Source organism: Pseudomonas sp. LBUM1670, assembly GCF_059695695.1.
In genome coordinates this window covers 2,066,474-2,090,879 of sequence record NZ_CP166783.1, presented here as the reverse complement: position 1 = coordinate 2,090,879, position 24,406 = coordinate 2,066,474, and the positions used below count along the sequence as shown (strand labels likewise).

The 24,406-nt window shown below is 58.8% G+C and carries 26 protein-coding genes; 14 read left to right on the top strand and 12 right to left on the bottom strand.

The genetic code is table 11. From position 1 onward, the window contains the following. Positions 1 to 222: 222 nt before the first annotated feature. Positions 223 to 1,962, bottom strand: a complete 1,740-nt coding sequence (locus tag ACA073_RS09510) for a L,D-transpeptidase family protein (RefSeq protein WP_497403039.1) — start codon at positions 1,960 to 1,962, stop codon at positions 223 to 225. A gap of 81 nt (positions 1,963 to 2,043) precedes the next feature. Between ACA073_RS09510 and ACA073_RS09505 the strand changes: the two genes are divergently transcribed. The 4 genes from ACA073_RS09505 to ACA073_RS09490 all read left to right on the top strand — a co-directional run bounded on the left by ACA073_RS09505 (position 2,044) and on the right by ACA073_RS09490 (position 5,654). Beyond that, positions 2,044 to 2,748: a murein L,D-transpeptidase catalytic domain family protein gene (locus tag ACA073_RS09505; RefSeq protein WP_497403038.1), complete on the top strand. Its 705-nt coding sequence runs from the start codon at positions 2,044 to 2,046 to the stop codon at positions 2,746 to 2,748. Between the two features lie 99 nt (positions 2,749 to 2,847). After that, on the top strand, positions 2,848 to 3,663 hold the full coding sequence (locus tag ACA073_RS09500) for an alpha/beta fold hydrolase (protein WP_497403037.1): 816 nt from the start codon (positions 2,848 to 2,850) through the stop codon (positions 3,661 to 3,663). Continuing rightward, entirely contained in the window at positions 3,653 to 4,840 is a 1,188-nt protein-coding gene (locus ACA073_RS09495) for a PAS domain-containing sensor histidine kinase (protein WP_497403036.1), read from the top strand. Before ACA073_RS09500 ends, ACA073_RS09495 begins: the two co-directional genes overlap by 11 nt. 28 nt (positions 4,841 to 4,868) lie before the next feature. Further along, positions 4,869 to 5,654 carry a transporter substrate-binding domain-containing protein gene (locus tag ACA073_RS09490; protein ID WP_497403035.1) on the top strand — a complete coding sequence of 262 codons (786 nt, stop codon included), beginning with the start codon at positions 4,869 to 4,871 and terminating at the stop codon, positions 5,652 to 5,654. Between the two features lie 104 nt (positions 5,655 to 5,758). Here the strand turns inward: ACA073_RS09490 and ACA073_RS09485 are convergent, their stop codons facing one another. Beyond that, positions 5,759 to 5,977 carry a hypothetical protein gene (locus ACA073_RS09485; RefSeq protein WP_497403034.1) on the bottom strand — a complete coding sequence of 73 codons (219 nt, stop codon included), beginning with the start codon at positions 5,975 to 5,977 and terminating at the stop codon, positions 5,759 to 5,761. Positions 5,978 to 6,213: 236 nt separating this feature from the next. On the opposite strand from ACA073_RS09485, the gene dusA reads away from it, so the two are divergent. From dusA to tal, 4 genes are all read left to right on the top strand, one after another. After that, entirely contained in the window at positions 6,214 to 7,209 is a 996-nt protein-coding gene (gene dusA, locus ACA073_RS09480; RefSeq protein ID WP_497403033.1) for a tRNA dihydrouridine(20/20a) synthase DusA, read from the top strand. A 42-nt stretch (positions 7,210 to 7,251) separates the two neighbouring features. Continuing rightward, entirely contained in the window at positions 7,252 to 7,431 is a 180-nt protein-coding gene (locus ACA073_RS09475) for an AbrB/MazE/SpoVT family DNA-binding domain-containing protein (RefSeq protein WP_497403032.1), read from the top strand. A 3-nt stretch (positions 7,432 to 7,434) separates the two neighbouring features. Beyond that, on the top strand, positions 7,435 to 7,659 hold the full coding sequence (locus tag ACA073_RS09470; RefSeq protein ID WP_497403031.1) for a helix-turn-helix domain-containing protein: 225 nt from the start codon (positions 7,435 to 7,437) through the stop codon (positions 7,657 to 7,659). A gap of 208 nt (positions 7,660 to 7,867) precedes the next feature. Next, entirely contained in the window at positions 7,868 to 8,794 is a 927-nt protein-coding gene (gene tal, locus ACA073_RS09465) for a transaldolase (RefSeq protein WP_497403030.1), read from the top strand. Positions 8,795 to 8,907: 113 nt separating this feature from the next. Here tal and rssC read toward each other — a convergent pair whose 3' ends face one another. The 3 genes from rssC to ACA073_RS09450 all read right to left on the bottom strand — a co-directional run bounded on the left by rssC (position 8,908) and on the right by ACA073_RS09450 (position 11,715). Continuing rightward, positions 8,908 to 9,390, bottom strand: coding sequence for an anti-sigma factor antagonist RssC (gene rssC, locus ACA073_RS09460; RefSeq protein WP_007935262.1), 483 nt, complete (start codon positions 9,388 to 9,390; stop codon positions 8,908 to 8,910). Further along, the gene (gene rssB, locus ACA073_RS09455; RefSeq protein WP_497403029.1) at positions 9,390 to 10,571 is read right to left on the bottom strand and encodes a two-component system response regulator RssB; all 1,182 of its coding nucleotides are present in this window, start codon (positions 10,569 to 10,571) and stop codon (positions 9,390 to 9,392) included. The genes rssC and rssB overlap by 1 nt, the downstream gene beginning before the upstream one ends. A gap of 454 nt (positions 10,572 to 11,025) precedes the next feature. Then, positions 11,026 to 11,715 carry an MlaA family lipoprotein gene (locus ACA073_RS09450; protein WP_497403028.1) on the bottom strand — a complete coding sequence of 230 codons (690 nt, stop codon included), beginning with the start codon at positions 11,713 to 11,715 and terminating at the stop codon, positions 11,026 to 11,028. A 200-nt stretch (positions 11,716 to 11,915) separates the two neighbouring features. Here ACA073_RS09450 and pcrP point away from each other — a divergent pair, with 200 nt between their 5' ends. Both pcrP and ACA073_RS09440 read left to right on the top strand, forming a co-directional pair. Then, positions 11,916 to 12,536, top strand: coding sequence for an HAD superfamily inactivated hydrolase PcrP (gene pcrP / locus ACA073_RS09445; protein WP_497403027.1), 621 nt, complete (start codon positions 11,916 to 11,918; stop codon positions 12,534 to 12,536). A 125-nt stretch (positions 12,537 to 12,661) separates the two neighbouring features. Continuing rightward, positions 12,662 to 12,925, top strand: coding sequence for a DUF4404 family protein (locus ACA073_RS09440; RefSeq protein ID WP_438661901.1), 264 nt, complete (start codon positions 12,662 to 12,664; stop codon positions 12,923 to 12,925). A gap of 171 nt (positions 12,926 to 13,096) precedes the next feature. Here ACA073_RS09440 and queF read toward each other — a convergent pair whose 3' ends face one another. Both queF and copI read right to left on the bottom strand, forming a co-directional pair. After that, entirely contained in the window at positions 13,097 to 13,927 is an 831-nt protein-coding gene (gene queF / locus ACA073_RS09435; protein ID WP_497403026.1) for an NADPH-dependent 7-cyano-7-deazaguanine reductase QueF, read from the bottom strand. Between the two features lie 61 nt (positions 13,928 to 13,988). Further along, complete coding sequence (gene copI, locus ACA073_RS09430; RefSeq protein WP_497403025.1) at positions 13,989 to 14,510, bottom strand: copper-resistant cuproprotein CopI; 522 nt, start codon at positions 14,508 to 14,510, stop codon at positions 13,989 to 13,991. Between the two features lie 155 nt (positions 14,511 to 14,665). Between copI and ACA073_RS09425 the strand changes: the two genes are divergently transcribed. After that, complete coding sequence (locus ACA073_RS09425) at positions 14,666 to 15,346, top strand: heavy metal response regulator transcription factor (RefSeq protein WP_497403024.1); 681 nt, start codon at positions 14,666 to 14,668, stop codon at positions 15,344 to 15,346. Then, entirely contained in the window at positions 15,346 to 16,695 is a 1,350-nt protein-coding gene (locus ACA073_RS09420; RefSeq protein WP_497403023.1) for a heavy metal sensor histidine kinase, read from the top strand. Before ACA073_RS09425 ends, ACA073_RS09420 begins: the two co-directional genes overlap by 1 nt. A 125-nt stretch (positions 16,696 to 16,820) precedes the next feature. Here the strand turns inward: ACA073_RS09420 and ACA073_RS09415 are convergent, their stop codons facing one another. The 3 genes from ACA073_RS09415 to ACA073_RS09405 form a co-directional block, all read right to left on the bottom strand. After that, a complete protein-coding gene (locus ACA073_RS09415; protein WP_253439147.1) occupies positions 16,821 to 18,065 on the bottom strand; it encodes a lipoprotein-releasing ABC transporter permease subunit in 1,245 nt (414 codons plus the stop codon). A 65-nt stretch (positions 18,066 to 18,130) separates the two neighbouring features. Then, positions 18,131 to 18,814, bottom strand: a complete 684-nt coding sequence (lolD, locus tag ACA073_RS09410; protein ID WP_461951028.1) for a lipoprotein-releasing ABC transporter ATP-binding protein LolD — start codon at positions 18,812 to 18,814, stop codon at positions 18,131 to 18,133. 7 nt (positions 18,815 to 18,821) lie between these two features. Further along, positions 18,822 to 20,072 carry a lipoprotein-releasing ABC transporter permease subunit gene (locus tag ACA073_RS09405; RefSeq protein ID WP_497403022.1) on the bottom strand — a complete coding sequence of 417 codons (1,251 nt, stop codon included), beginning with the start codon at positions 20,070 to 20,072 and terminating at the stop codon, positions 18,822 to 18,824. Positions 20,073 to 20,166: 94 nt separating this feature from the next. Between ACA073_RS09405 and ACA073_RS09400 the strand changes: the two genes are divergently transcribed. Both ACA073_RS09400 and ACA073_RS09395 read left to right on the top strand, forming a co-directional pair. After that, complete coding sequence (locus ACA073_RS09400; protein WP_497403021.1) at positions 20,167 to 20,745, top strand: PilZ domain-containing protein; 579 nt, start codon at positions 20,167 to 20,169, stop codon at positions 20,743 to 20,745. A 14-nt stretch (positions 20,746 to 20,759) separates the two neighbouring features. Next, positions 20,760 to 21,482: a glycerophosphodiester phosphodiesterase gene (locus tag ACA073_RS09395; protein WP_497403020.1), complete on the top strand. Its 723-nt coding sequence runs from the start codon at positions 20,760 to 20,762 to the stop codon at positions 21,480 to 21,482. Between the two features lie 42 nt (positions 21,483 to 21,524). On the opposite strand, the gene sthA is transcribed toward ACA073_RS09395, so the two are convergent. Beyond that, positions 21,525 to 22,919, bottom strand: a complete 1,395-nt coding sequence (gene sthA, locus ACA073_RS09390; RefSeq protein WP_497403019.1) for a Si-specific NAD(P)(+) transhydrogenase — start codon at positions 22,917 to 22,919, stop codon at positions 21,525 to 21,527. 207 nt (positions 22,920 to 23,126) lie between these two features. After that, entirely contained in the window at positions 23,127 to 24,107 is a 981-nt protein-coding gene (locus ACA073_RS09385) for an FAD:protein FMN transferase (protein WP_497404036.1), read from the bottom strand. Between the last annotated feature and the right edge of the window lie 299 nt (positions 24,108 to 24,406).

Sequence of the window (24,406 nt, the reverse complement as noted above, 5' to 3'; positions counted from 1 at the left end):
GGTAAGGCATGGGCGAAGACCCCAAACCCTTAAAGGTTGCGAGCTTAGTCTACGGGATGGTGCGGGGCAATTGTCCTTTGGACAGGCGTTGCATCGCACTGTGCAAATGCGCCCGTGTACTCTCGGCATCTCCGCAGGAAAAATGCTCCCCGGCGCAAGCGCCGAACGGTTGACGGTCGACGTCCTGATGAGGGCGGACTGATCAGTCTGGATTCGACCCCATTACTGCCCTGTCCCCACCGAAGCCGTTGCCGCCTGTAAATTCAACACAGGCACTTGCGCAGGTCGGTTCAACGCCCGCAACACAGGCGCATCGTAGCCGTACACATCCGGTTTAAACGCCACGCGCCCGTCACTGCCCAAATCGACTGTCCAGTAGGCCAACAACACCGGCACTTTCACCGGCAGCCGAATGTTCTCGGTCTTGCCGTTGGCCAACTGTTTCTGAATACCGACGCTGTTCCATTTAACCGGGTCGTTGAACAACAGTTCCACCAGTTGCAGGGGGTTCTCCACCCGGATGCAGCCCGAACTGGTCGCGCGGACAGTCTTGGCAAACAACTCGCGATGCGGCGTGTCGTGAAGATAAATCGCGTAGTCGTTGGGGAAGCGAATCACCACCTGACCCAACGAGCTCTCCGGCCCGGCGTCCTGGCGCAAGCTGATGCCACGCGGGTTGGTCCAGTCGACGGCCGCAGGATCCAGCTCGTTGCCGTCGCGATCAATCACGCGAATACGGTTGGCGGCCAGGTAACCGGGATTGCTCTGAATCTTCGGCAGCACGTCTTCCTTGAGGATCGTCGGTGGCACCGTCCAGGTTGGATTAAACGTGATGTAGGTAATCTGCGCCTGAAAGATCGGTGTATTACGCGCCGTTTTGCCGACCTGCACCCGGGAGCGCCAGATCGGCTGACCATCGCGGTACATCGCCACTTTGTAGCCGGCAATATCAACGATAACGAACGTGCCCTGGAGTTTATAAAGCAGCCAGCGCGCCCGCTCCATGTTCACCCGCACCTGATCAATGCGTGCGTCAACGGGCACATTCAATGCCGCCAGCGTGGTCGCCCCCGCCATGCCATCCGCACCGAGGTATTGCTCGTTCTGATACTTTTTCACCGCCGCGGTGACGGCGCCGTCGTACTTCGTGCCGCGGATCAATCGCGGATCGAGAAACCCTGCCGCAACCATCCTGGCGCGCAACTGCGCGACAGCCGGTTCGTCCATGCCAGGTTTGAGCGAATGGTCTACAACCACTTTCGGCCAGCCGCCCCGATCGCGAATACCGCGCAATTGCGCCAGCGCCTGGCGTAACCCCCCATAAACCGCTTCTTGCGGCGGTGCTTGAGCAAAAGCCGTTGCTACATCGTGATGGTCGAGCGCGGCGAAGAACGCATTGACGTCGTCGCGCGGGTCTACGCCATTGGTGTCAAAATTCCAATGAATGTCGAGCCGCGAAGGATCGACTTTGCCCCGCCGCAACTGCAGCAGCGCGGTGATAAAGGTATGCGTCGTCGCCAAATCAAAGGCCGCCCGCTGCTCGGGCGTGACCGACGTGGCCTGCATCGTAGTCCGGGACCGGATCAGCTCATCAATATGAAAGTCCGCCGGGTTCAAACCGTCGGCTTCGATCGCGTTCAGGCTGGCGATCAATTGTGCGACGTCGCTGTCATTCGTCCACGCTGCGCGATAGGCGCGGTGCGTATAAAAATCCATGACCAGACGGCTGACATCCACCCGCCGATGACGCGACGAGGTCAGCAGCGGTGGAAACCCGGTTTTCAGTGGCTCAAGCGATGCCTGAATCGCCTGACCGACGTTGTCGTCCGCTGCGGCTTCGATAACGGAGCTCGGCGCAATTGTCGGCTCAATCGGCGAAGTTTCCGCGAGCGCCGTGCCGCTGATCAGAAAGCCCATAAAAAATACGCGGCTTATGACGAATAACCTTGTTAAAAGCACCATGGATAATCCTTAATCTCCCGCATTCAACGCTTGGCTTTCGCCGCACTGCTAGACTCGAACTTAACATGATGAGACATCTATATGGCGCCACTACGTATTGGCTATCTACTGCCGGCCCTGCTACTGACTGCAATGTCCGTACCGTCAGCCTACGCTGATTCGCTCGCGGCCGCCCTCATCAAAGCGGCTCCGAAAGCCAACGCCAAGGTCATCAACCTCGCCGTTCGTGCGTCGCAATGCAGCATCGCTCAAGGTGCTGCTCCTGTCCAAAGACTTGCGGTGATTGATTATTCCCTGCCTTCGACCGAACAGCGCCTGTGGGTGTTCGATTTAAAGAAACGCAAGTTGCTGTTTCATGAACTGGTCGCCCATGGTCGCAATACCGGCGAGAACATGGCCGTGAACTTCTCCAATCAAAATGAAAGCTTTGCCACCAGCCTCGGGCTGTATCGCACACAACAGAGCTATGTCGGGCAGAACGGTTATTCGCTGCGCATGGAAGGCCTGGAGCCGGGTTTCAACGACAATGCGTTTGAACGGGCAATCGTCATTCACGGCGCGCCTTACGTCAGCCCGGTGCTGGCGCGGGCTAACGGACGTATTGGTCGAAGCCTGGGCTGCCCGGCGGTGCGACCGGCTATTGCGCACAAGCTGATTGATTCGATGAAAGACGGGCAGTTGTTGTTTTCGTACTACCCGGATCAACGCTGGTTGAAGACTTCTTCCTACATTAATTGCGGTGGTGGGACGGTGGCGACGGCGTCGAAATCCACGAGCAACCGTTGACGCCGACTTTCTGTGTGGCAATGCGTGACCTGATGCCTGCGACTATCTAAACTCCGGAACATGCCAAAAAATACCTTCGGCACGCTCGGGACAACACACATGGACCTTCAACATCGCAACAACGTCAAAGTGATGGGCAAAGGTCGGGCAACGCTGATCTTCTCCCACGGCTTTGGCTGCGATCAGACCATGTGGCGTTATCTCGTCAACGACTTCACCGGTCGTTTCAAGGTCGTGCTGTATGACCTGGTCGGTGCGGGCCAGTCGGATCTTGCCGCGTACGATCGGGACAAATACAACTCGCTGAACGGTTACGCCCAGGACCTTGTTGAAATCGTCGATCAGTTCGCCAGCGGCCCGGTGATTCTGGTCGGCCACTCCGTCAGCGCCATGATCGGTGCACTGGCGGATCGTCAGTCACCCGGAAAAATCGCCGCCCACGTGATGATCGGTCCTTCGCCCTGCTACATCGATTCCGACAACTACGTGGGCGGTTTCAAACTCGAAGACATCCATTCGCTGCTCGACACCCTCGACAGCAACTACCTCGGCTGGTCCAGCACCATGACCCCGGTCATCATGGGCGCGCCCGGACAACCGGCGCTGAGCGAAGAACTGACCAACAGTTTCTGCCGCACCGAACCCGAAATCGCCAAGCAATTCGCGCGAGTGACATTCCTCTCGGACAACCGCCAGGACGTCGCCGGCCTGACCACGCCTACGCTGATCCTGCAATCCACCGACGACCTCATCGCCCCGATGGCCGTGGGTGAATACCTGCACGCCGTACTCACTAACAGCACGCTGTGCGTGGTGGACAACGTCGGCCACTGTCCGCACATGAGCGCGCCCAGCGCCTGCTCCGAAGCCATGGCCAGCTTCCTGTCGCCGTGGGTAGGCGCGCATGTCGACTGATCTGCCAGACCCGCAGACACTGTTTGAAGAAGCGCCCTGCGGATTGGTGGTGACGAAAGAGGACGGCACGATCCTGCGCAGCAATCAGACGTTCAGCCACTGGATCGGCTTCAGCCAGTCAGAGCTGTGCGGCAAGCGTTTTCAAGACCTGCTGACCATGGGCGGGCGGATTTTCCACCAAACCCACTGGGCGCCGCTCATGCGAATGCAGGGCTCGGTCGCCGAAGTAAAACTTGACCTGGTTCATCAAGACAAACGCATCGTCACCGTGCTGCTCAACGGCGTCCGGCGCGAACACGCCAACGGCGCGTTCAACGAACTGGCGCTGTTCGGCACCACCGACCGCGACAAGTACGAACGTGAACTACTGAACGCCCGAAAAATCGCCGAAGGCCTGCTGCACGAAAAAACCACCGCCGAAACTGCGCTTCAGCAAGCCCAGGCCGAACTTAGCCTGGCGTACGAAAAAGCTCAGCGCCGCGCTTCGTTTGCCGAACAAATGGTCGCCATCGTCAGCCACGACCTGAAAAACCCGCTGACCGCGATCAAAATGGCTGCCGACATCCTTGCCCGAGACAAGCGCAACGCCAAGGAAACCAAGTTGCTCGGCCACATCGGCCAATCGGCGGACCGTGCCGAGCGCATGATTGCTGACCTTCTGGACTTCGCATTGGCCAGGGTCGGGAGCGGCATTGCGATTGTTCGTGCATCGCAGGACTTGCATACATTTGTTAGTCGCAGCGTCGACGAACTGCGCGTTGCGTTTCCGAAAGCGACGTTGTTGCACCAGTCTTTTGGTACCGGCTCCGCTGTTTTTGATGCTGATCGTGTGCAGCAAATCATTGGTAACCTGGTGGCCAACAGCGTGGCTTACGGGGATTTGAAGCAGCCGATAACGATTACTTCCCGCGTGGACGATGATCAGGCCGTTGTGTCGGTGCAAAACCACGGGCCGGTTATTCCGGAGGCGTTGATGGCGGTGCTGTTTGAACCGATGACCCGGGGTGCTGAGACTGACAGTGATGTGCGCAGTGTGGGACTTGGGTTGTTTATTGTTCGGGAAATTGCCAAAGCGCATGACGGGAACGTTTCGGTGAGTTCGAGTCTGGAGGGTGGGACGGTGTTCAGTGTTTATTTTCCGTTGGGCACCGCTTCAGGCGTTTCGCCGAGAAACTGATCAAATCCATCATGGACGCCGGATAACAATGAAAACTGTAAAACGCATATTGATGCTTGGCGGGCTGCTTGCCTTCTCGTTTGCCGCTCAGGCAGAGCCTTCGCATCTGGACAGCGTCATCCAGCAAGGCCAACTGCACGTGTGCACCACGGGTGACTACAAGCCCTACACGTTTAAAGCCGAGAACGGCGAATACTCGGGAATCGACATCGCCATGGCCCGCTCGCTTGCCGACAGCCTGGGCGTCAAGGTCGAGTGGGTGCAGACCACCTGGAAAACCCTGATGCCTGACATGCTGGCGGGTAAATGCGACATCGGCATGGGCGGGATCTCGGTCACGCTGGAGCGGCAGAAAAAGGCCTTCTTTAGCACCACGCTGGATGTCGACGGCAAAGTCCCGTTGGTGCGCTGTGAAGATCAGGCGCTGTACCAGACTGTCGAGCAAATCAACCAGCCTTCGGTTCGGTTGGTTGAACCGGCTGGTGGCACCAATGAAGCCTTTGTTCACGCGTTCCTGCCGAATGCGCAATTGAGCCTTCACGACAACGTGACCATCTTTCAGGAGCTGTTGGACAATAAGGCTGACGTGATGATTACCGATGCGTCGGAAGCGCTGTATCAGCAGAAACTAAAACCCGGGTTGTGCGCGGTGAATCCGGGGCAGTTCATGCAGTATGGGGAGAAGGCGTATTTGCTGCCGCGTGATGACGTGACGTGGAAGTTGTATGTGGATCAGTGGTTGCATTTGGCCAAGGTGACGGGGAAGTACCAGAAAGTTTTGGGTGAGTGGATCGCGACGCCTGAGACCAAATAGCCGTATTTCATGTAGCAGCTGGTGCAGCCTGCGTTCGACTGCGCAGTAGTCGCCCACCCCGGAGAACACGCAACGGCCGGAATACCGCGCATTTGCGTCACACTCTAGTCGTCGTGCAACAACCCCGAGCTGTACTCGCCGAAGCTGCTACCGAGCGCACTGCCATGGAAATTCAACTTACCGGGGTTGTTAGTGGGGCCCGGGCCAAAGCTGGCAGACGGCTGGAGATCTTCCGAATAGTTGCTAGGGGTGCTCACACCCGAACAGGCGCTCAACAGCAACGCACCACCGATCAGAAAGACTTTGAAGAGATTTGAGATCATTTTTTGGTTTCCTGTGCGCTGGAGGCGTGGTGATACGACCTTTCGCCATCATCGTAGGCCGTGAACCCGTTGGAGATTATGAAACTTCGCAGGACGACAGCTTTTGTTCAGCTGCCGCGATTTACTGATTCTGGGCTCACACACTTGGTACAACGGTTGCCTGACTTGCAGAGGCCCGGCAAGTCCAATCCTGATAAACTCCCCTACCTCCTAGCCCCACCGATTCCAGATCCCCAATGCCCCCAATAACCGCCACACCCGCCCCACTCTCCCGCCGCTTCTCCGTCGCACCCATGATGGATTGGACTGACCGCCACTGCCGTTTCTTCCTGCGCCTGCTCTCCAAGCACGCCCTCCTCTACACCGAAATGGTCACCACCGGCGCGCTCCTCAACGGCGATCACGACCGCTTCCTGCGCCACAACGAAGCCGAACACCCGCTCGCCCTGCAACTCGGCGGCAGTGTTCCCTTGGACCTGGCCGCTTGCGCGCGCATGGCTCAGGAGCACGGTTACGACGAGGTGAATCTGAATGTCGGCTGCCCGAGTGATCGGGTGCAGAACAATATGATCGGCGCGGTGCTGATGGGGCATCCGCAGTTGGTGGCTGATTGTGTGAAGGCGATGCGCGATGCGGTGTCGATTCCGGTGACAGTGAAGCACCGCATCGGGATCAACGGGCGGGACAGTTACGAAGAGTTGTGTGATTTCGTTGGCACGGTTCGCGATGCCGGGTGCACGAGTTTTACGGTGCATGCGCGGATCGCGATTCTTGAGGGGTTGTCGCCGAAGGAGAACCGCGACATTCCGCCCCTGCGTTATGACGTGGCGGCGCGGTTGAAGGCGGACTTTCCGGAGCTGGAGATTATCCTCAACGGCGGGATCAAGACGCTGGAGGCCTGTCACGAGCATTTGCAGACGTTTGACGGCGTGATGCTCGGCCGTGAGGCGTATCACAATCCTTATGTGATGGCTGAGGTGGATCAGCAACTGTTCGGCAGCACGGCGCCGGTGATCAGCCGCGCTGAGGCGCTCGCGCAGTTGCGGCCTTATATCGCCGCGCATATTGCTGCGGGTGGTTCGATGCACCATATCACCCGGCATGTGCTGGGGCTGGGCACCGGATTTCCGGGGGCGCGCAAGTTTAGGCAGTTGCTGTCGGTGGATATCCATAAGGCTAAAGAGCCTTTGGTGTTGCTGGACCAGGCGGCGGAGTTGCTGGAGGGGCGGTAACCGGAAAATCCCTAGCTACGTTAATGGAATGGAGTGTCATTGATGGCAACTGCAAGGCTAACGACGAAAGGACGGATTACCATTCCGGCGCAGGTTCGCACCTCGCTCGGATTGGTTGCTGGGGATCTAGTCGAATTTGTGACGTTGCGAGACGGAAGTGTTGAGTTTGTGGCCAAGACCGGCTCGGTTCATGCGCTCAAAGGCCTTATTCGAAGGAGCTGAATCATGCCCCTGACTGAAAAACAACTGATGGAACGGGATGCCAAACGCAATATTGGCGAAGAACTGTTGGAGTCAATTCTTGAAGTCAAAGCCGGCCTACACGGCGACGTTCACAAGGTTGAAGTAACCGAGGCTGCAGAGGCCCGAAGTAAAACCGGTCTATCGCCTATCGCTCTTCATATCGCCGCTATTCGCCCTGACGTTTTCCGAGACGTACTGGCGAACTGAATTCAAGACTCTGGACCTTCTGGACGCTAACCGTCACCCGGGTTGAACCTGCGCCCGGATTTGGCATCGTATTTACGGACACCGCGCCGCGCCATTCAAACAGCCGTTTTCAGGTTGTTGCCGCCGGGGCCTTCGATACGTACATGCGCCCTTGAGTGGCTGTCAGCGCTCGGGTAATGTCATTAGACCCATAGGACAGAGCACGCCCATGACTTCCAAGCTGGAACAACTCAAACAAATGACCACCGTAGTTGCCGACACCGGCGACTTCGAAGCGATCGCTCGTGTTAAACCGGTGGACGCTACCACCAACCCTTCCCTGCTGCTGAAAGCGGCGGCCATTCCCGGTTATGCCGAGTTGCTGAACGCTTGCGTCAGTGACTGCAAGGGCGATGTGGGCCTGGCCAGTGACCGGTTTGGCGTTGCGGTGGGGCAAGAGATTCTGAAGGTGATTCCTGGCCGTATTTCCACTGAAGTGGATGCGCGCCTGTCGTTCGACGCTGACGCCGTATTGAAGCGTGCGCACCGTCTGATCGAGCTGTACGACAAGGCCGGCATTGGCCGCGACCGTGTGCTGATCAAGATCGCTTCGACCTGGGAAGGTATCCGCGCTGCCGAGATTCTGGAAAAAGAAGGCATCCAGACCAACCTGACATTGCTGTTCTCCTTCGCCCAAGCGGCGGCGTGTGCCGATGCGGGTGTGTTCCTGATTTCGCCGTTCGTGGGCCGTATCTACGACTGGTACAAGAAGGCAAACGGCAACGACTACACCGGCACGGATGATCCGGGCGTGCAGTCGGTGACGCGTATCTACAACTACTACAAGGCCAATGACTACAAGACCGTGGTCATGGGCGCGAGCTTCCGTAATCTGAATCAGATCGAGCAGTTGGCCGGTTGCGATCGTTTGACTATCAGCCCGGATTTGATCGACAAGCTGGCGGCGGACACAGGCAAACTGGAGCGTAAACTGGCGCCGGGTCATACCGGTGAGGCGCGTTTGAGCCTGAATGAAGCGCAGTTCCGTTGGTTGTCCAACGAAGATGCGATGGCAACCGAGAAACTGGCGGAGGGGATTCGTCAGTTTGCTCGGGACCAGGAAAAGCTTGAGGCGCTGTTGCAAGCCAAGCTGTGATTTAGTTCAGCGCAATGCAAAAAGGGCGAACCTTTGTGGGTTCGCCCTTTTTTATGTGTCGATTTTGGGATTGCTTCGCAATCCAGCGGGAGCAAGCGCCCTCGCCACAGGAATCAGTGCCGCTCCAGCGCATTCACCAGATCATGGAACGCCTCACGATTGGAATCGTTCAGCCCCATGAGAATCTTGTGCGCTTCGAGCACTTTGATCCGCACCACTTCCTCGGACTGATCCTGGTCTGGCAGGTCGGTCAGGCATTCAGGGCACGGGATCGGGCGGTCAACGATGTTGAACACTTGCTCGAAGCCCATGGACTGCAGCAGACGGGTGATGTCTTCGTGGGTGGTGACGACGGTCGGCAGCAGGCCGACCTTTTGCCGCGACAGGATCGACAGTTTGGCCAGCAGGCCAAGGGTGGTGCTGTCGATGCTGCGGGTTTCGGTCAGGTCGATCACGATCGCGTTGAAGTTCAACGCCGTGAAGATCCGCTCAATAGTCGCATCCAACGCCGAACACAGGGTCAGGCGAACTTCACCGACGAACTTCAGGACGAAGGTGCCGTCCTGCTCGGCGAACTGGATTCTACCGGTACTCATCAAAGATTCCTGCTCAACACCAACAGGGCGATATCATCCGGCATCTCCCCTAGCGTGGCCAATCCAAAAACCTGCCGCAACCCATCCAGGGTGCCGCCCGCTGCCTTGACCCGCTGGGGCAAAGCCGCTTCTTTTTCTTTGAGTGTAGGTTCTGGCAAAAGGTCCAGAATGCCATCAGACATCAGCGTCAGGCTGAACGTCGGCGGCAGTTCCAGCACGTGGTCTTCGTAGGTGGCCTCATTGAAGAGGCCGACCGGCAGACCACGCCCTTCCAGATAACGAACACTGTCTGGTGTGTACAACACAGGCAACGGCAAATGACCGCCGATGCTATAGGTCAACAAACCTGTCTCCTCGTCGATGACTCCACCGACCATTGTGACGTGTTTGCCCAGCTTACAACTGATTAGGCCCCGGTTGATATGACCAAGGACCTCTGAAGGCTTGAATTCCGGCAATGTGCCGCTGCGCTTGGATTCGAACAGCAAGCGCGTGGTCATGAATTTCAGCAGCACGGTAACGAACGCTGAAGAGGCGCCATGACCGGAAACGTCCGCCAGGTAGAACGCTACCCGACGCTCGTCGACCCGAAAATAGTCGACGAAATCACCCGACAGGTACAGCGACGGGATGATCTGGTGGGCAAACTGGAACTCGTCGATGGTCCAGGGACTGACCGGCAGCATGTTCATCTGCACCTGGCGACCGGCGTTCTGGTCCTCCTGGAGCAGGTTCAGGCTGGCTTCGAGCTCGCGGTTGGCCTTTTCCAGCTTCTCGCGGTAGCGCTGGTTTTCCAGCAGCAGCCGCGCGCGATCCAGGGCCCGGCGCACAGAGTGCTCGAGCACAGCCAGATCTTCGAGAGGCTTGATCAGGTAATCCGCCGCGCCCAGGCGCAGGGCCTCGACCGCGTCGTTCATCACGCCGGCACCCGATACCACAATCACTGGGGTTTGCGGTGACCGCTCGGTCACCTGGCGGATGAGTTCGAGCCCGCCCATCTGCGGCATGCGCAGATCGCAGATGACTAAATCGGGCTTGTCTTTCTCGAATACCTGAAGACCCTGCTGGCCATTGCTGGCCTGCAAGACACTGAAACCACTGTCGTCCAAATAGGCGGCGAGGCTCGCGCGCACTACTTCGTCATCATCGATTATCAGCAGCGTGGCACTGGTTTTTGGCATGTGGGCAAACGGCGCCAGAATTAGGTTGGCGTAGCAGGCTGGGGTTTTGTCCCGGCTCACACTACTGGATTCGCTTTCTAGCCTCTCTGTTGCACCACTTTCGGGCATTCACCCTACTCACAGGCACACCCAGAGGTGCCCTTCTAAGGCGCAGACGGTACTCCCATCCGCGGGGCGTTTCAAGCTCACGCCGATGGTCGCTTGACGTCTTTACTTGTCAAATCACCGAGAGTTATAAGAACAGGCAAAACCGTAACCCAATGGAAGGACGAAGCCCATGAGTCAAACCGATCGGGCCTACGGCGAAAAGCGTGATTTCATCCGCATGCGGGTCTATGCAGAACGGGACGGCGGCAGTCAGAAACTCGGCCTTACAATTTTGAAGATAAAATAACCGGGATCAAAACCAAAGAAGGCGGCCCATTGGCCGCCTTCTTCGTTTTACCGGTCGCGATTAAAAATCGTCTTCGACCTGCCCGTCTTTGACTTTGAATTCACGGTTCTGCAAGTACGCATTGCGGATGAAGGTGTACTTGTCGCCGCTGATCAGCTTCTCGGCGGACAGCAGGCTGGCGCGGGTGTCGACGATGTTGAGGCCGAAGATAGAATTACGCACCGGCACATCGTGAATGTACGGGTATGGGCCGGTGTAGCCATCGACGTACTTCGCCGGAGCGTCACGCAGCGTGCTTGGGCCCAGCAACGGCAGCATCACGTAGGGACCGCTTCCTACGCCCCAGTAGCCCAGCGTCTGACCGAAGTCTTCGTCGCTACGGTTCAGGCCCATTTTAGTGCCCACATCGAAGAAACCCAGCACGCCGAAGGTGGTGTTGAAGATCAGGCGCGCGGTATCGGTCCCGGCAGCGGCCGGTTTGACCTGCAAGATGTTGTTGGCAAGGTTGGTGACATCACCGACGTTGCGGAACATGTTGTGGATGCCGTCTTCGAGAAACTGCGGGGTAACGAACTGGTAGCCCTGCGCCAACGGCTTCAGCGCATAGGTATCGACCACATCGTTGAATGTGTAGATCGGACGGTTGATGCTTTCCCAAGGGTCATCTTCCGAGGCTGCCTGAGCAACGAACGGAGCCAGTAACACACTGGCGCACACACAAAGCTGAGCTAGACGATTACTCCAGCGCATAGAAAACTCCTTGGATTGTACTGGCGCGGACATCTTGGCCCGGGCATTAAGCTCGCTAGTATAAGACGGAAAAGCCGCTGAAGGCAGCCTCGGGCGCGATGGCCTACGGATGATTCGCCCTGACTGTGAGCGATTCACATCAATGTCACTCAACTGTCACCGGCAACGCATAACCTTGTCGCTATTTCAGGGACGTTGATATGCCGCACGCCGAAACCTTGCCCCTCGCCGCACCCGGCCTGACCGCCGTCCTGTTCGGCCTCAGCGGTTGCCTGGTGGATTTCGGCGCCCGCACGCGCCAGCACGACACCCACTCTGCCGAGCACGCCGAGGTCACGCCGGGTGCCCTGGACAGTTTGCACAGTTTGCAACGTCAGCAGATTCCCTGCGCCTGGCTCGATGAGCTCACCCCTGCCCTCAGCCATTCCCTGGCGGCCGCTCTACCAGATTGGATCAAACCTTCGCAACACCCCGCAACAATCAATCCTTGGCCCGCGCCGAATGCGTGCTGGCAAGCCTTGATGGCGCTGAATGTCGAGCGCCTGGATGGCTGCGTGCTGGTCAGCGGCGAACCGCGATTGCTGCAGTCGGGCCTGAATGCCGGGTTGTGGACAATTGGCCTGGCCTCGTGCGGCTCGCTCTGCGGGCTGGCGCCCAGCGAATGGCAGGCGTTGAGCCAAAAGGAACGCGAACACCTGCGCGGCAAGGCAACGGTGCAGTTGTTCAGCCTCGGCGTGCACTCGGTGATCGATCACCTCGGTGAGCTCGACACCTGTCTGGCCGACATCAGCCTGCGCCGCTTCAAGGGCGAAAAGCCTTGACCGCTGCCTTACACCTACGGAGGCATGCAGGTTGCGCGCGAGTGGATTAATCTAAAGGTCAGCCATAGACTTTTGGCGCGCTGCTGCGGTCTATGCCAGTGCCTATCGATAAAAGGAAGAACGCCATGCCTGCCCGCGAACTGCAACAACAGCTCAATACTCTGCGCGAGCAACTGGAACAGAATCCGCCGCTGACCGAAGCCGAGCGCGAAGACCTGCACGCGCTGATGCAACAGATCGAACTTGAGCTTGAACTGGAAACCAAAACCCAGGACTCCAGCCTGTCCGACAATGTGAACCTGGCCGTAGAGCGCTTTGAAATTGAGCACCCGACCCTTGCCGGCACTCTGCGTAACATCGTGCAGGCCTTGGGCAATATGGGGATCTGAAGCCACCGGATACAAAAAAGCCCCGCCAGTGATGGCGGGGCTTTTTCTTACCTGCGATTTGCAACGCATTCCCTGTGGGAGCGGGCTTGCTCGCGAATGCGGTGTATCAGTCAGCGTTGATGGAGCCTGACACTCCGCCTTCGCGAGCAAGCCCGCCCCCCCATTAGATCTTTATTGACGGACCAGTCGGTGGTTCGGCAGTTGAACCGTTTCAGTGCTGCGATACGGATTGATGTCCAACCCGCCACGACGCACATAACGCGCATACACCGTCAGCTTCTCCGGTTTCAACAACCGTTGCAGGTCAAGAAAGATTCGCTCCACGCACTGCTCATGAAAGTCCGAGTGCTGACGGAAGCTCACGATATATTCCAGCAAACTCGCATGATCCAGCGCCGCGCCACGGTATTCCACCGCCACGCTGCCCCAGTCTGGCTGGCTGGTCACCGGGCAGTTGGATTTGAGCAAATGACTGTGCACGCTCTCCTCGACAATGCGCGACTCGTCGCAACGCAGCAGTTCCGGACGCGGATGCTCGTAATTGCTGACGCTGATGTCCAGATCATCGATGCACACGCCCGGCAGCGCCACGACGCCTTCGGCCTCAACGTCTTTCAGACTGCGAATTCGCACGCCAACCGATTTACCAGCCGCTGCGGACAAGTCTTTCACCAGCGTGGCTTCAAGGCTCGCTGTATCGGCAAACGGCGTCTGGTTCAGCGAGTTCAGGTACAGTTTGAACGACTTGGATTCGATGATGTTCGGCGAATCCGCCGGGATGCTGAATTCGCCGATTGCCACTACAGGCTTGCCGGACGGTAACAACCACGACAGCTCGAAGCAGTTCCAGAAATCCACACCCTTGTACGGCAGGGTTTCAGCCGTCAGGCCCAGCTCGGCCCATTTCGCGGTGCGCGGGATCGGGAACAGCAAGGACGGCGTGTACGTGGCGATGTATTCGCTGGATTTGCCCAGCGGCGAATGTTCGGCTGCGGGATGCATGGCGGAAACCTGACTGAAGAATCAGCGGATTCTACCAGCCTTTGCGCCCGCCTTTGAGTGCTTACTGACTGACAGTCAACTTGCCGACCATGCCAGCCTGATAGTGGCCAGGAATATTGCAGGCAAATTCCAGGCTGGTGGCCTTGGTGAAGGTCCAGGTCAATTCAGCGGTTTTACCCGGCTCAACCAGCACGCTATTGGGGTCATCGTGCTTCATACCGTGATCCATTCCGGGCATCGCGCCGTGGTCCATTTCCTTCATGCCTGTAGGCGTCAGCATGCCGCTCTGCTGCATCTTCATCATTTCCTGCTGATGTTTTGCATGCATCGCCGCGTCGCCGAGGTTGAATTCGTGCAGCAACTGGCCTTTGTTCACCAGCACAAAGCGAATCGTCTCACCGGACTTGATATCGATGGCGTTGGGGGTGAACGACATGTCACCCATCACCACTTCGACACTGCGGTCAGCCTTGGCGGCCGGAGCCGGTTGACCGAAATCGAAGGTGTGTGCCGGCGATGCCCACACCGGCGAGCTCAACGCCAGCAAACACGCGGCCAGCACCGGAGGTTTGCGCAAAAACATAGTCGTACTCCAACAAGGTAAGGTTCAGCGTGTGGAAAACTTTAAACTGCAGCCACTGCCCACAACCTGACGGCCAGATTACAACTTTGTCAGGTTGGCCTGCACTGCCGCTGCCCACGGTATAAAGCGTTCGTTCCATTTACCCCGAGTCGCCCATGAAACTGCTGATCGTCGAAGACCAACCAAAAACCGGCCACTACTTGCGCCAGGGCCTGGCCGAGGCCGGGTTCAACACCGACCTGGTGGCCGACGGCAGCACTGGCCAGCAATGGGCGCTGAGCGGTGAATATGCGTTGCTGATCCTCGATGTGATGCTGCCCGGGCGCGATGGCTGGCAAATCCTGCAAGCCGTGCGCAACGCCGGCCTCGATACGCCGGTACTTTTTCTGACGGCACGAGACGCTGTGGAAGACAGGGTCCACGGCCTCGAACTCGGCGCCGACGATTACCTGGTCAAGCCTTTCGCCTTCTCCGAACTGTTGGCCCGGGTCCGAAGCCTGTTGCGCCGTGGCAGCGCCCCGCATCAGGAAACCAGCCTGCAACTGGCCGATTTGCGCCTGGATTTGATCCGCCGCCGGGTCGAACGCAGCGGTCAACGTATCGACCTGACCGCCAAGGAGTTCGCCCTGCTGGAATTGCTCCTGCGCCGTCAGGGCGAAGTGCTGCCCAAGTCGCTGATCGCTTCCCAGGTCTGGGACATGAATTTCGACAGCGATACCAATGTCATCGAAGTCGCCATCCGCCGGCTGCGCCTGAAGATCGACGACGAGTTCCCGAACAAGTTGATCCACACCGTGCGCGGCATGGGTTATGTCCTTGAAGAGCGTCCTGCCTGATGCGCCGTCTGTCCTTGAGCAGCCGCCTGGCGCTGCTGTTTGCCGCCTGCACCGCCGTGGTTTCGTTGTTCGCCGGGGTGTTGTTCAGTCGCGCCAGCGAGGCGCATTTTGTTGAACTGGATCAGCAGTTGCTGGACGGCAAGTTGATTGGTTTGCGTCGGGCGCTTCACGATCTCCGGTCGAGTGAAAGCGAAGTCCAACTGGCCGATGAACTGAGTCGCCAGGCTGATCTTTCACTGCGGATTACCGGCAGTGACGGCCAGCGTTGGTACGACAGCTCGGCGCACTTGCCCGACAAGCTCCCGCAAAAACCGGGCTTGTCGACCCTCAATGACAACGACACCGACTACCGTGTCCTGAATGCGCCATTGTTTGTCGACAAACCTGACTCACCGCAATTGACCCTGCTGCTGGACATCACCCACCACCAACACTTTCTGCAACGCATGCAGCACCTGATCTGGCTCACAGTTGGCTTGTCAGCCTTGGCCACGGCGTTGCTCGGTGCCTGGGCGGCACGCAGCGGGTTACGTCCATTGCGACGCATGAGTGCGGTCGCACGCGGTGTTTCGGCGCAATCGCTCAACGCTCGCCTGCCCGAAGAAGACATGCCACCTGAACTCGCGGAAATGGCCCACCACTTCAACGCCATGCTCGGACGCCTCGACGACTCATTTCAGCGACTCTCGGCGTTTTCCGCCGACATTGCCCATGAACTGCGCACGCCGCTGTCGAACCTGCTGACCCACACCCAGGTCACCCTCACCCGCCCCCGGCCCATCGAGGATTACCGAGAAGCGCTGCACAGCAACCTCGAAGAACTGCAATGGATGGCGCAACTGGTCAACGACATGTTGTACCTGGCAAAAGCTGACCATGGCTTGTTGATGCCCAAACGTGAACCGCTGGAGCTGGCGGTGGAAGCGGATGTGTTGCTGGAGTTTTTTGCGCCACTGGCCGAGGACGCTCGGGTAACGTTGAGCCGTGACGGTCATGCGCGCATGGCAGGCGATCAGAGTATGTTGCGGCGGGCGCTTTCGAATTTGCTGGATAACGCGTTGCGGTTTACGCCGGCCGATGGCGAGGTCCGGGTGCGGATTATCGAGCGGCCTGAAGGTTTGAGTCTGACGGTTGAGAACAGCGGCGAAGGCATTGACGGGGCATTACTGCCGCGCTTGTTTGATCGCTTCTACCGGGCGGATCCGGCGCGTCAGGAAGGCAGCAGTGAACATGCGGGGTTGGGATTGGCGATTACCCAGTCGATTATTCGTGCCCATGGCGGGCAGATTCGTTGTGAATCTGAGAATGGGTGGACGCGGTTTGTGATTGAGTTACCGAAGGGGGATTGAGGGCAGCAGGGCCGGCCCCTTCGCGAGCAAGCCCGCTCCCACATTAGATCTCCATGAACACAGATAATGTGTACGACGAAGATCAAATGTGGGAGCGGGCTTGCTCGCGAAAGCGGTCTATAGGTTTACGAATACCGCAACGCGTGAGCCGGCTCGATCTTCGCCGCCCGCCAAGCCGGGTAAACCGTGGCGAGGAAGCTCAACACAAACCCCGCCGAGCAAATCAACAACACATCCCCGCCCTGCAATTCCGAAGGCAGGTTGCTGACGAAATACACATCAGAACTGAAGATGTGCTGCCCGCTCACCCGCTCCATCCAGCCCACCAGCTCACTGACGTTCAGCGCGGCAATCACGCCGAGCACGCCACCGATCAACGTGCCGACCACCCCGATCACCGTGCCCTGGACCATGAAGATCGCCATGATCTGCCGTGGCGTGGCACCGATGGTGCGCAGGATCGCGATGTCCGCGCCCTTGTCGTTCACCACCATGATCAAGGTGGCAATGATGTTGAACGCCGCCACCGCAACGATCATCAGCAACAACAGGCCGATCATGGTTTTTTCCATTTTCATCGCGCTGAACAGGCTGCCCTGGGTGTGGGTCCAGTCGTCAGCCTTGTAAGCCGTGCCCAAGCCGCCAGCGATATCGCTGGAAACCTGCGGCGCCGCATACAGGTCCTTCACCGCCAAGCGCACGCTCTGCACCTGGTTGGGCTCCCAATGCTGCATCTGCGCGGCATCGGCGACGTGGATCAGCGCCATCGAGCCATCCAGCTCGGCACCCACCTTGAACACGCCCACCACGTTCAGACGCTGCATGCGCGGGGTAATGCCCCCCGGTGCATTGCTGACTTCCGGCACGATCAGGGTGATCTTATCGCCCACATTCAAGCGGAAACGCCGCGCCGTGATCTCGCCGATCACTACGCCGAACTCGCCCGGTTTCAAGGCATCGAGGCGGCCCTGAACGATGTGCTGGGCAACGATCGACACCTTGCCTTCCAGCGCCGGATCGACGCCGCTGACCTGAATCGGCTGCATCGTACCTTTATAGGAAAGCATGCCTTCCATCTCGGTGAACGGCACGGCGGCGGTCACTTCCGGGTTTTTCATCGCGGCCGCGGCCACCGGTTGCCAATCGTCGATCGGATTGACGCCGACGATGGTCGCGTGGGGCACCATGCCAAGGATGCGCGAGCTCATTTCGCGCTGAAAGCCGTTCATGACCGACAACACCACGATCATCGCCAGGACACCGAGGGCGAGGCCGATCATCGAGGTCATCGAGATGAAGGAAACAAAGCGATTGCGGCGCTTGGCGCGGGTATAGCGCGTGCCGATAAAGATCGATAACGGTCTGAACATTCGCTGGGGCACCGTATAAAAATAAAAGACCCGACGTACCGTTCAGTACGTCGGGTTTCGGTCAATCAGATGGGCGTCAGGCAACCTTCCTGCAAATGCAGGACGCGATCCATCTGGCGAGCCAGATTCATATCGTGGGTCACCACCAGGAACGCCGTGCGCATCGAAGTGCTGAGTTCCAGCATCAAATCCTGAATGCCCTGGGCGGTGTGGGAGTCGAGGTTGCCGGTCGGCTCGTCGAGCATCACCAGGCCTGGCTTGTTCACCAGAGCGCGGGCAATGGCCACGCGTTGACGCTCGCCACCGGACAATTCCGCCGGTTTGTGCTCCAGACGATGACCCAGCCCTACCCGCTCCAGCAACGCCGTCGCACGCTGGCGCGCTTCCGCAATTGCGGTCTTGCCGATCAGCAGCGGCATGCAGACGTTTTCCAGCGCGGTGAATTCCGGCAGCAAGTGGTGGAACTGGTACACGAACCCGAGGGAACGATTACGCAGCAGACCACGATTTTTCTCGCTCAGTGCCGACAGCTCTTCGCCGTCGAGCCAGACGCTGCCCTTGGTCGGCGTATCGAGGCCGCCCAACAGGTTGAGCAAAGTACTTTTGCCCGAACCCGAGGTGCCGACAATCGCCACGCGCTCACCCGGATGCAGCTCCAGTTGCAGACCGGCCAGCACTTCTACCGACTCCGGACCTTCCTCGTAGGATTTGCCCAGGTTGCGGCAGCTCAAGATTGCTTTATCACTCATGCCCGACTCACTCATAACGTAGCGCCTCCGCAGGCTGGGTGCGCGCGGCACGCCAGGCTGGATACAGGGTGGCGAGGAAACTCAGGACCAACGCGGCGGCGCAGACCATCAACACATCCTGGCTCTGCACTTGCGACGGCAGGTAATCGATGAAATACACGTCGGCGTTGAGGAACTTGTGCCCGATCAGGCCTTCGAGAGCTGAAATCGCGGCACTGACATTCAGCGCGGCGAAGATCCCGACCACGGCGCCGATCAGCGTGCCGAACACGCCAATGACGGTGCCCTGCACCATGAAGATCGCCATGATCGAACGCGGTGTGGCGCCGAGGGTACGCAAAATCGCAATGTCGCCCTTCTTGTCGTTCACCACCATCACCAGCGTGGAAATGATGTTGAACGCGGCCACGGCAACGATCAGCAACAACAGCAGACCGATCATGGCTTTTTCCATGCGGATCGCCTGATACAGATTGCCGTGGGTGCGGGTCCAGTCGCGGGCGTAGAAATGGTCTTCGCCGAGCTGCTGGGCGATGTTCCATGCAGTGCGTGGGGCCTGGAACAGATCGTCGAACTTCAGGCGGATGCCCTGCACCTGATCCGGCTTCCAGCGGTGCAGCTTCGCCAGGTCCTGCAGGTTGGTGACGCCCAGGTAGCCGTCGATCTCGCCGGCGCCGACATGGAAAATGCCGACCACGGTAAAGCGTTTCATCCGAGGGAACATCCCGGCCGGGGTCACGGTGACTTCCGGTGCGACGAAGGTCAGCTTGTCGCCGATGGCCGCGCCGAGCTTGGCGGCCGCCTTGTCGCCGATGACGATGCCGAAACTGCCGGGCGCAAGGTCGTCGAGTTTGCCCTGCAGCATGAACTTGTCGATGATCGACACCTGGCGCTCCAGCGCCGGGTCGATGGCATTGAGCAGCACTTTGGAGACCTTGCCGTTATTGGTCAGCAATCCCTGCATCTGGGTGAACGGCGCAACGGCTGTCACCTGCGGATTCTGCTTGACCTTGGCGGCGAGGCCTTGCCAGTCGCTGATCGGCTCACCGGACTCGATGGTCGCGTGGGGCACCATGCCCAGCACGCGGGTGCGCATCTCATGATCGAAGCCGTTCATGACCGACAGCACCACGATCATCACGATCACGCCGAGGGCAAGACCGATCATCGAAGTCAGGGAAATGAACGACACAAAATGATTGCGACGCTTTGCACGGGTATAACGCGTGCCAATAAATACGAAGAGAGGTCTGAACATGTCGGGGCTTGTTCGGAGGGAAAAGGAACGTCCTTGTGGCGGGGGTCGATAACCAGCTTTACACTCAGACCACCGCCGCTACCATGGGTTCGCCATGTCGACATTAGATGAAGAAGATCGCCGCGAATACTACCGTATCGAGGACACGATCGCACTGGAAATTCGGCCCCTGTCCGCTCCCGAAGCCGCAGGCCAGGAAGTGTTGCAGGATGCTTCCCCGCTCTTCAATCTGCTCAGCGAACTGCACTTGAGCGAATTCGAATCGCAACACCTGCTGCGCCAGATCAGCGAGCGCGACCGCAACCTCGCGGCGTTCCTGAAATCCCAGAACAAACGCATCGATCTGCTCAGCCAGGTGATCGCCATCACCGTGCTCGGGCAGATCGGCGAGCCGCAACCCGTGATCATTTCCGAGGGCGGCGTCCACTTCCAGTACCCGACCGCTATCGCCACGGGCACGCACCTGTCGGTGAAGCTGGTGCTGATGCCGCAAGCCCTCGGCCTATTGCTGCGGGCGCGAGTTACCCATTGCGATCGCAAGGGTGACGGCTACGACGTGGGCACCGAGTTCGAACGCCCGACCGATGCCCAGCGCCAACTGCTGGCCCGCTACATTTTTCAGAAGCAGGCCCAGGAACGACGTCTGGCCCGCGAAAACGAATCAGGCATTTAATTTAAGGAAGAATCGTGACCCTCATCTACGGCCATCGCGGCGCCAAGGGCGAAGCACCGGAAAACACCCTGACCAGCTTTCAGGAATGCCTCAAGCACGGCGTGCGCCGCTGCGAGCTGGACCTGCATCTGTCCATGGACAACGAGTTGATGGTCATTCATGACCCGACGCTCAAGCGCACCACCGACCGGCGTGGCAAGGTCGTCGAGCACTCGGCGGCAGAGCTGGTGACCTACGACGCACGCACGGGCGGCCCCGGCTGGATTAAGCCGTGCCCGATTCCGACGCTGGAAGAATTGTTCGAGAAATGCGACTTCGAACACTGGCAACTGGAAGTCAAAAGCGCTTCACGCACCCGCGCCGCGACCACGGTGTTGGCGATTCGCGAAATGGCTCAGCGTTTTGACATGCTCGACAAAATCACCATCACCTCGAGTTCGCGAGAAGTGTTGAAAGCGGCTTTGGATCTGGTGCCGGATGTGTCCCGCGGACTGGTGGCCGAATACGCCTGGCTCGACCCGCTGAAGGTCGCGCAAAGCTATGGCTGTGAGATTCTGGCGCTGAACTGGACCCTGTGTACGCCGGAACGCCTGCAGAAGGCGCAGCGTCAGGGGCTGCATGTGTCGGTGTGGACAGTCAACGAGCCCGCGCTGATGCGCAGACTCGCCGACTTCGGCGTTGACAGCCTGATTACAGACTTTCCCGGTTTGGCCACTGCCACGCTCGAGAATTGCTGAAATCGGTCTCCCCGGCCGGCTCAGGCCACCGGCCGGAGCCGCTCAAAAAAGCCGGTTGAGGCCATCGTACGCCGCTACCCGATAGGCTTCAGCCATGGTCGGGTAGTTGAACGTCGTGTTGACGAAGTACTTCAGCGTGTTCAGTTCGCCCGGCTGGCTCATGATCGCCTGACCGATGTGCACGATCTCCGACGCCTGATAACCGAAGCAGTGAACGCCCAGCACTTCCAGGGTCTCGCGGTGGAACAGGATCTTCAGCATGCCCTGAGGCTCGCCGGCAATCTGCGCACGCGCCATGCTCTTGAAGAACGCCTTGCCCACTTCGTACGGCACTTTGGCCTGCGTCAGCTCCTGCTCGTTCTTGCCGATCGAGCTGATCTCCGGAATGGTGTAGATGCCGGTCGGCACGTCGTTCACAAAGCGCCAGCTACCGTTATCAACGATGCTGCCAGCGGCCGAACGGCCTTGGTCGTGCGCGGCACTGGCCAGGCTCGGCCAGCCGATCACGTCACCGGCGCCGTAAATGTTCGGTACGCAGGTGCGGTAGGCTTCGTCGACTTCGATCTGGCCACGGCTGTTGACCTTGACGCCGATGTTTTCCAGACCCAGTTGATCGGTGTTGCCGGTCCGGCCGTTGCACCAGAGCAAGGCGTCGGCCTTGATCTTCTTGCCGGACTTGAGGTGCAGGATCACGCCGTTGTCCACGCCTTCGACACGGTCGTAGTCTTCGTTGTGGCGAACCGTAATGTTGTTGTTGCTGAAGTGGTAGCTCAGCGCCTGGGAAATTTCCGAGTCGAGGAAGCTCAGCAACTGACCACGGTTGTCCACCAGTTCAACCAGCACGCCCAGACCGCTAAAGATCGAGGCGTATTCGCAACCGATCACGCCGGCGCCGTAAACGATGAGTTTGCGCGGGGTGTGACCGAGGCTGAGGATGGTGTCGCTATCGTAGATACGCGGGTGATGGAAATCGATGTCCGCCGGGCGATAAGGACGCGAACCCGTGGCGATGATGATGTGCTTGGCCACCAGTTTTTCGACCACGCCGTTGGCGCAGACCACTTCGACGGTTTGCTCGTCGGCGAAGCTGCCGGTGCCGAAGAACACGTCGACGCGGTTACGGGCGTAGTAGCCGGTACGCGAAGCGACTTGTTTGGAAATGACTTTCTCGGCGCTTTTCAGCACGTCCGGGAACGAGAACCAGCGCGGCTCACCAATCGCCCGGAACATCGGGTTGGTGTTGAACTGCATGATCTGCCGGACCGAGTGACGCAGGGCCTTGGAGGGGATGGTGCCCAGGTGGGTGCAGTTGCCGCCGACCTGACGACGGCTGTCGACCATCGCCACCTTGCGCCCTGCTTTGGCGGCGTTCATTGCCGCGCCTTCTCCCGCCGGGCCGGAACCCAGCACCACCACGTCGTAGTTGTAGACAGCCATGCGTACTCCTCAGAACAGGCCGCGGCGCCCTCGGCACCTGCGGCTAAATCACGCCGATCTGTGGCGTGAAGGAACAATTTGGGGCCAGTGCAGAACCCGGACACAGTCTATAGAAGCGTCAACGCCGCGCACATTAACCCTTGGTCGCGTCGTAGGCTACTTTTGCCTGCACTACAACGCCAGTCTTCAATGCGCAAATCGCCGCAATCATTCGGTTTTGCCGCCACTGAGGCGTTCAAAAGCCTGATTGGTTCGTGTGACGAAACCTGTATCGGCACGAATCACAAAGAATGCACCGATGTTGTGAGCCTCGGCATAGTCCCAACCCCGTTCAGGGCCGAGAATCAGCAACAGCGTCGATAAGCCATCGGCCATCAACGCTGAAGGATGAATCACCGTGACTGACGCCAGGGCGTGTGAGACCGGCGCACCGGTGCGGGCATCGAAGGTGTGGGAATAACGCCGACCACCCTGTTGAAAATAGTTGCGGTAGTCGCCGGAAGTGGACACGCCGTAGCCGTCCACATTGATGATGCGCTGAGCCACTTGCTGATCGTCGCGGGGTTCCTCCAACGCAATCTTCCAGGGTGAGCCGTCGAGTTTCTTGCCCGACGCCTTGAGTTCTCCGGTGACTTCGGCGAGGTAGTTGTGGATGCCCATGGCTTCGAGTTTTGCGGCGATTATGTCGACTGCGTAGCCGGCGGCGATGCTGTTGAAGTCGACTTCGACAGCAGCGTCCTTGCACAGCTGATCGCCTTCAATGCGCAGGTGTTGATAACCGACTCGCTGCCGCACGTTCGCCAGCGATTGGGCAGTGGGGACTTTTTCCTCACGCGCCTGAGGTCCGAATCCCCAGAGATTGAGCAGCGGTTCCACCGTCAGGTCGTAGGAGCCTTCGCTTTGTTCCGACAGTTGTTCTCCAACGCGGACTAATTCGAGGACGGGCGCGGGCATTTTCTGACAGCGGTTGGCGGGAAGATCGTTGAAACGTTCGATGTCCGAGTCGCTGCGGTAGGTCGACATTTGCCGGTCGACTTCAGCGAGGATTTTTTCGACTTCGACGCGGATCTCGGCGGCTGCGGGAAGATCGGCGTGGCGCAGGTACTTGATCGAATAGGTGCTGCCCATGGTCGGACCGCTGATGGTTTCCATGGAGTCGCCGTTGCCGCAGCCTGACAACGCGCCCATCAGCACCAGAAATAAACCCTTCCACCCTTTCGACAAAATCCTGTCTCTCCTGAGCAATTCCCTGACACACCGCCAAGGCCAGCCATTATGCGATGGAAATTGTGGGAGCGGGCTTGCTCGCGAAGGCAGTGTGTCAGACGACATCTATTTTGACTGACACACCGCTTTCGCGAGCAAGCCCGCTCCCACACGATTCAACGGCGCTCACATGATGCGTGTTAACACCTCTCCCCCTCTGTGGGAGCGGGCTTGCTCGCGAAAAGGCCCGCCCAGAGATCCACCGTCAACCGGCACACCGC

Bases quoted from the DNA above. Each gene is read 5' to 3' on its own strand.
- ACA073_RS09510 (WP_497403039.1), bottom strand. From the start codon at position 1,962: ATGGTGCTTTTAACAAGGTTATTCGTCATAAGCCGCGTATTTTTTATG.
- ACA073_RS09505 (WP_497403038.1), top strand. From the start codon at position 2,044: ATGGCGCCACTACGTATTGGCTATCTACTGCCGGCCCTGCTACTGACT.
- ACA073_RS09500 (WP_497403037.1), top strand. From the start codon at position 2,848: ATGGACCTTCAACATCGCAACAACGTCAAAGTGATGGGCAAAGGTCGG.
- ACA073_RS09495 (WP_497403036.1), top strand. From the start codon at position 3,653: ATGTCGACTGATCTGCCAGACCCGCAGACACTGTTTGAAGAAGCGCCC.
- ACA073_RS09490 (WP_497403035.1), top strand. From the start codon at position 4,869: ATGAAAACTGTAAAACGCATATTGATGCTTGGCGGGCTGCTTGCCTTC.
- ACA073_RS09485 (WP_497403034.1), bottom strand. From the start codon at position 5,977: ATGATCTCAAATCTCTTCAAAGTCTTTCTGATCGGTGGTGCGTTGCTG.
- dusA (WP_497403033.1), top strand. From the start codon at position 6,214: ATGCCCCCAATAACCGCCACACCCGCCCCACTCTCCCGCCGCTTCTCC.
- ACA073_RS09475 (WP_497403032.1), top strand. From the start codon at position 7,252: ATGGCAACTGCAAGGCTAACGACGAAAGGACGGATTACCATTCCGGCG.
- ACA073_RS09470 (WP_497403031.1), top strand. From the start codon at position 7,435: ATGCCCCTGACTGAAAAACAACTGATGGAACGGGATGCCAAACGCAAT.
- tal (WP_497403030.1), top strand. From the start codon at position 7,868: ATGACTTCCAAGCTGGAACAACTCAAACAAATGACCACCGTAGTTGCC.
- rssC (WP_007935262.1), bottom strand. From the start codon at position 9,390: ATGAGTACCGGTAGAATCCAGTTCGCCGAGCAGGACGGCACCTTCGTC.
- rssB (WP_497403029.1), bottom strand. From the start codon at position 10,571: ATGCCAAAAACCAGTGCCACGCTGCTGATAATCGATGATGACGAAGTA.
- ACA073_RS09450 (WP_497403028.1), bottom strand. From the start codon at position 11,715: ATGCGCTGGAGTAATCGTCTAGCTCAGCTTTGTGTGTGCGCCAGTGTG.
- pcrP (WP_497403027.1), top strand. From the start codon at position 11,916: ATGCCGCACGCCGAAACCTTGCCCCTCGCCGCACCCGGCCTGACCGCC.
- ACA073_RS09440 (WP_438661901.1), top strand. From the start codon at position 12,662: ATGCCTGCCCGCGAACTGCAACAACAGCTCAATACTCTGCGCGAGCAA.
- queF (WP_497403026.1), bottom strand. From the start codon at position 13,927: ATGCATCCCGCAGCCGAACATTCGCCGCTGGGCAAATCCAGCGAATAC.
- copI (WP_497403025.1), bottom strand. From the start codon at position 14,510: ATGTTTTTGCGCAAACCTCCGGTGCTGGCCGCGTGTTTGCTGGCGTTG.
- ACA073_RS09425 (WP_497403024.1), top strand. From the start codon at position 14,666: ATGAAACTGCTGATCGTCGAAGACCAACCAAAAACCGGCCACTACTTG.
- ACA073_RS09420 (WP_497403023.1), top strand. From the start codon at position 15,346: ATGCGCCGTCTGTCCTTGAGCAGCCGCCTGGCGCTGCTGTTTGCCGCC.
- ACA073_RS09415 (WP_253439147.1), bottom strand. From the start codon at position 18,065: ATGTTCAGACCGTTATCGATCTTTATCGGCACGCGCTATACCCGCGCC.
- lolD (WP_461951028.1), bottom strand. From the start codon at position 18,814: ATGAGTGATAAAGCAATCTTGAGCTGCCGCAACCTGGGCAAATCCTAC.
- ACA073_RS09405 (WP_497403022.1), bottom strand. From the start codon at position 20,072: ATGTTCAGACCTCTCTTCGTATTTATTGGCACGCGTTATACCCGTGCA.
- ACA073_RS09400 (WP_497403021.1), top strand. From the start codon at position 20,167: ATGTCGACATTAGATGAAGAAGATCGCCGCGAATACTACCGTATCGAG.
- sthA (WP_497403019.1), bottom strand. From the start codon at position 22,919: ATGGCTGTCTACAACTACGACGTGGTGGTGCTGGGTTCCGGCCCGGCG.
- ACA073_RS09385 (WP_497404036.1), bottom strand. From the start codon at position 24,107: ATGGGCGCGTTGTCAGGCTGCGGCAACGGCGACTCCATGGAAACCATC.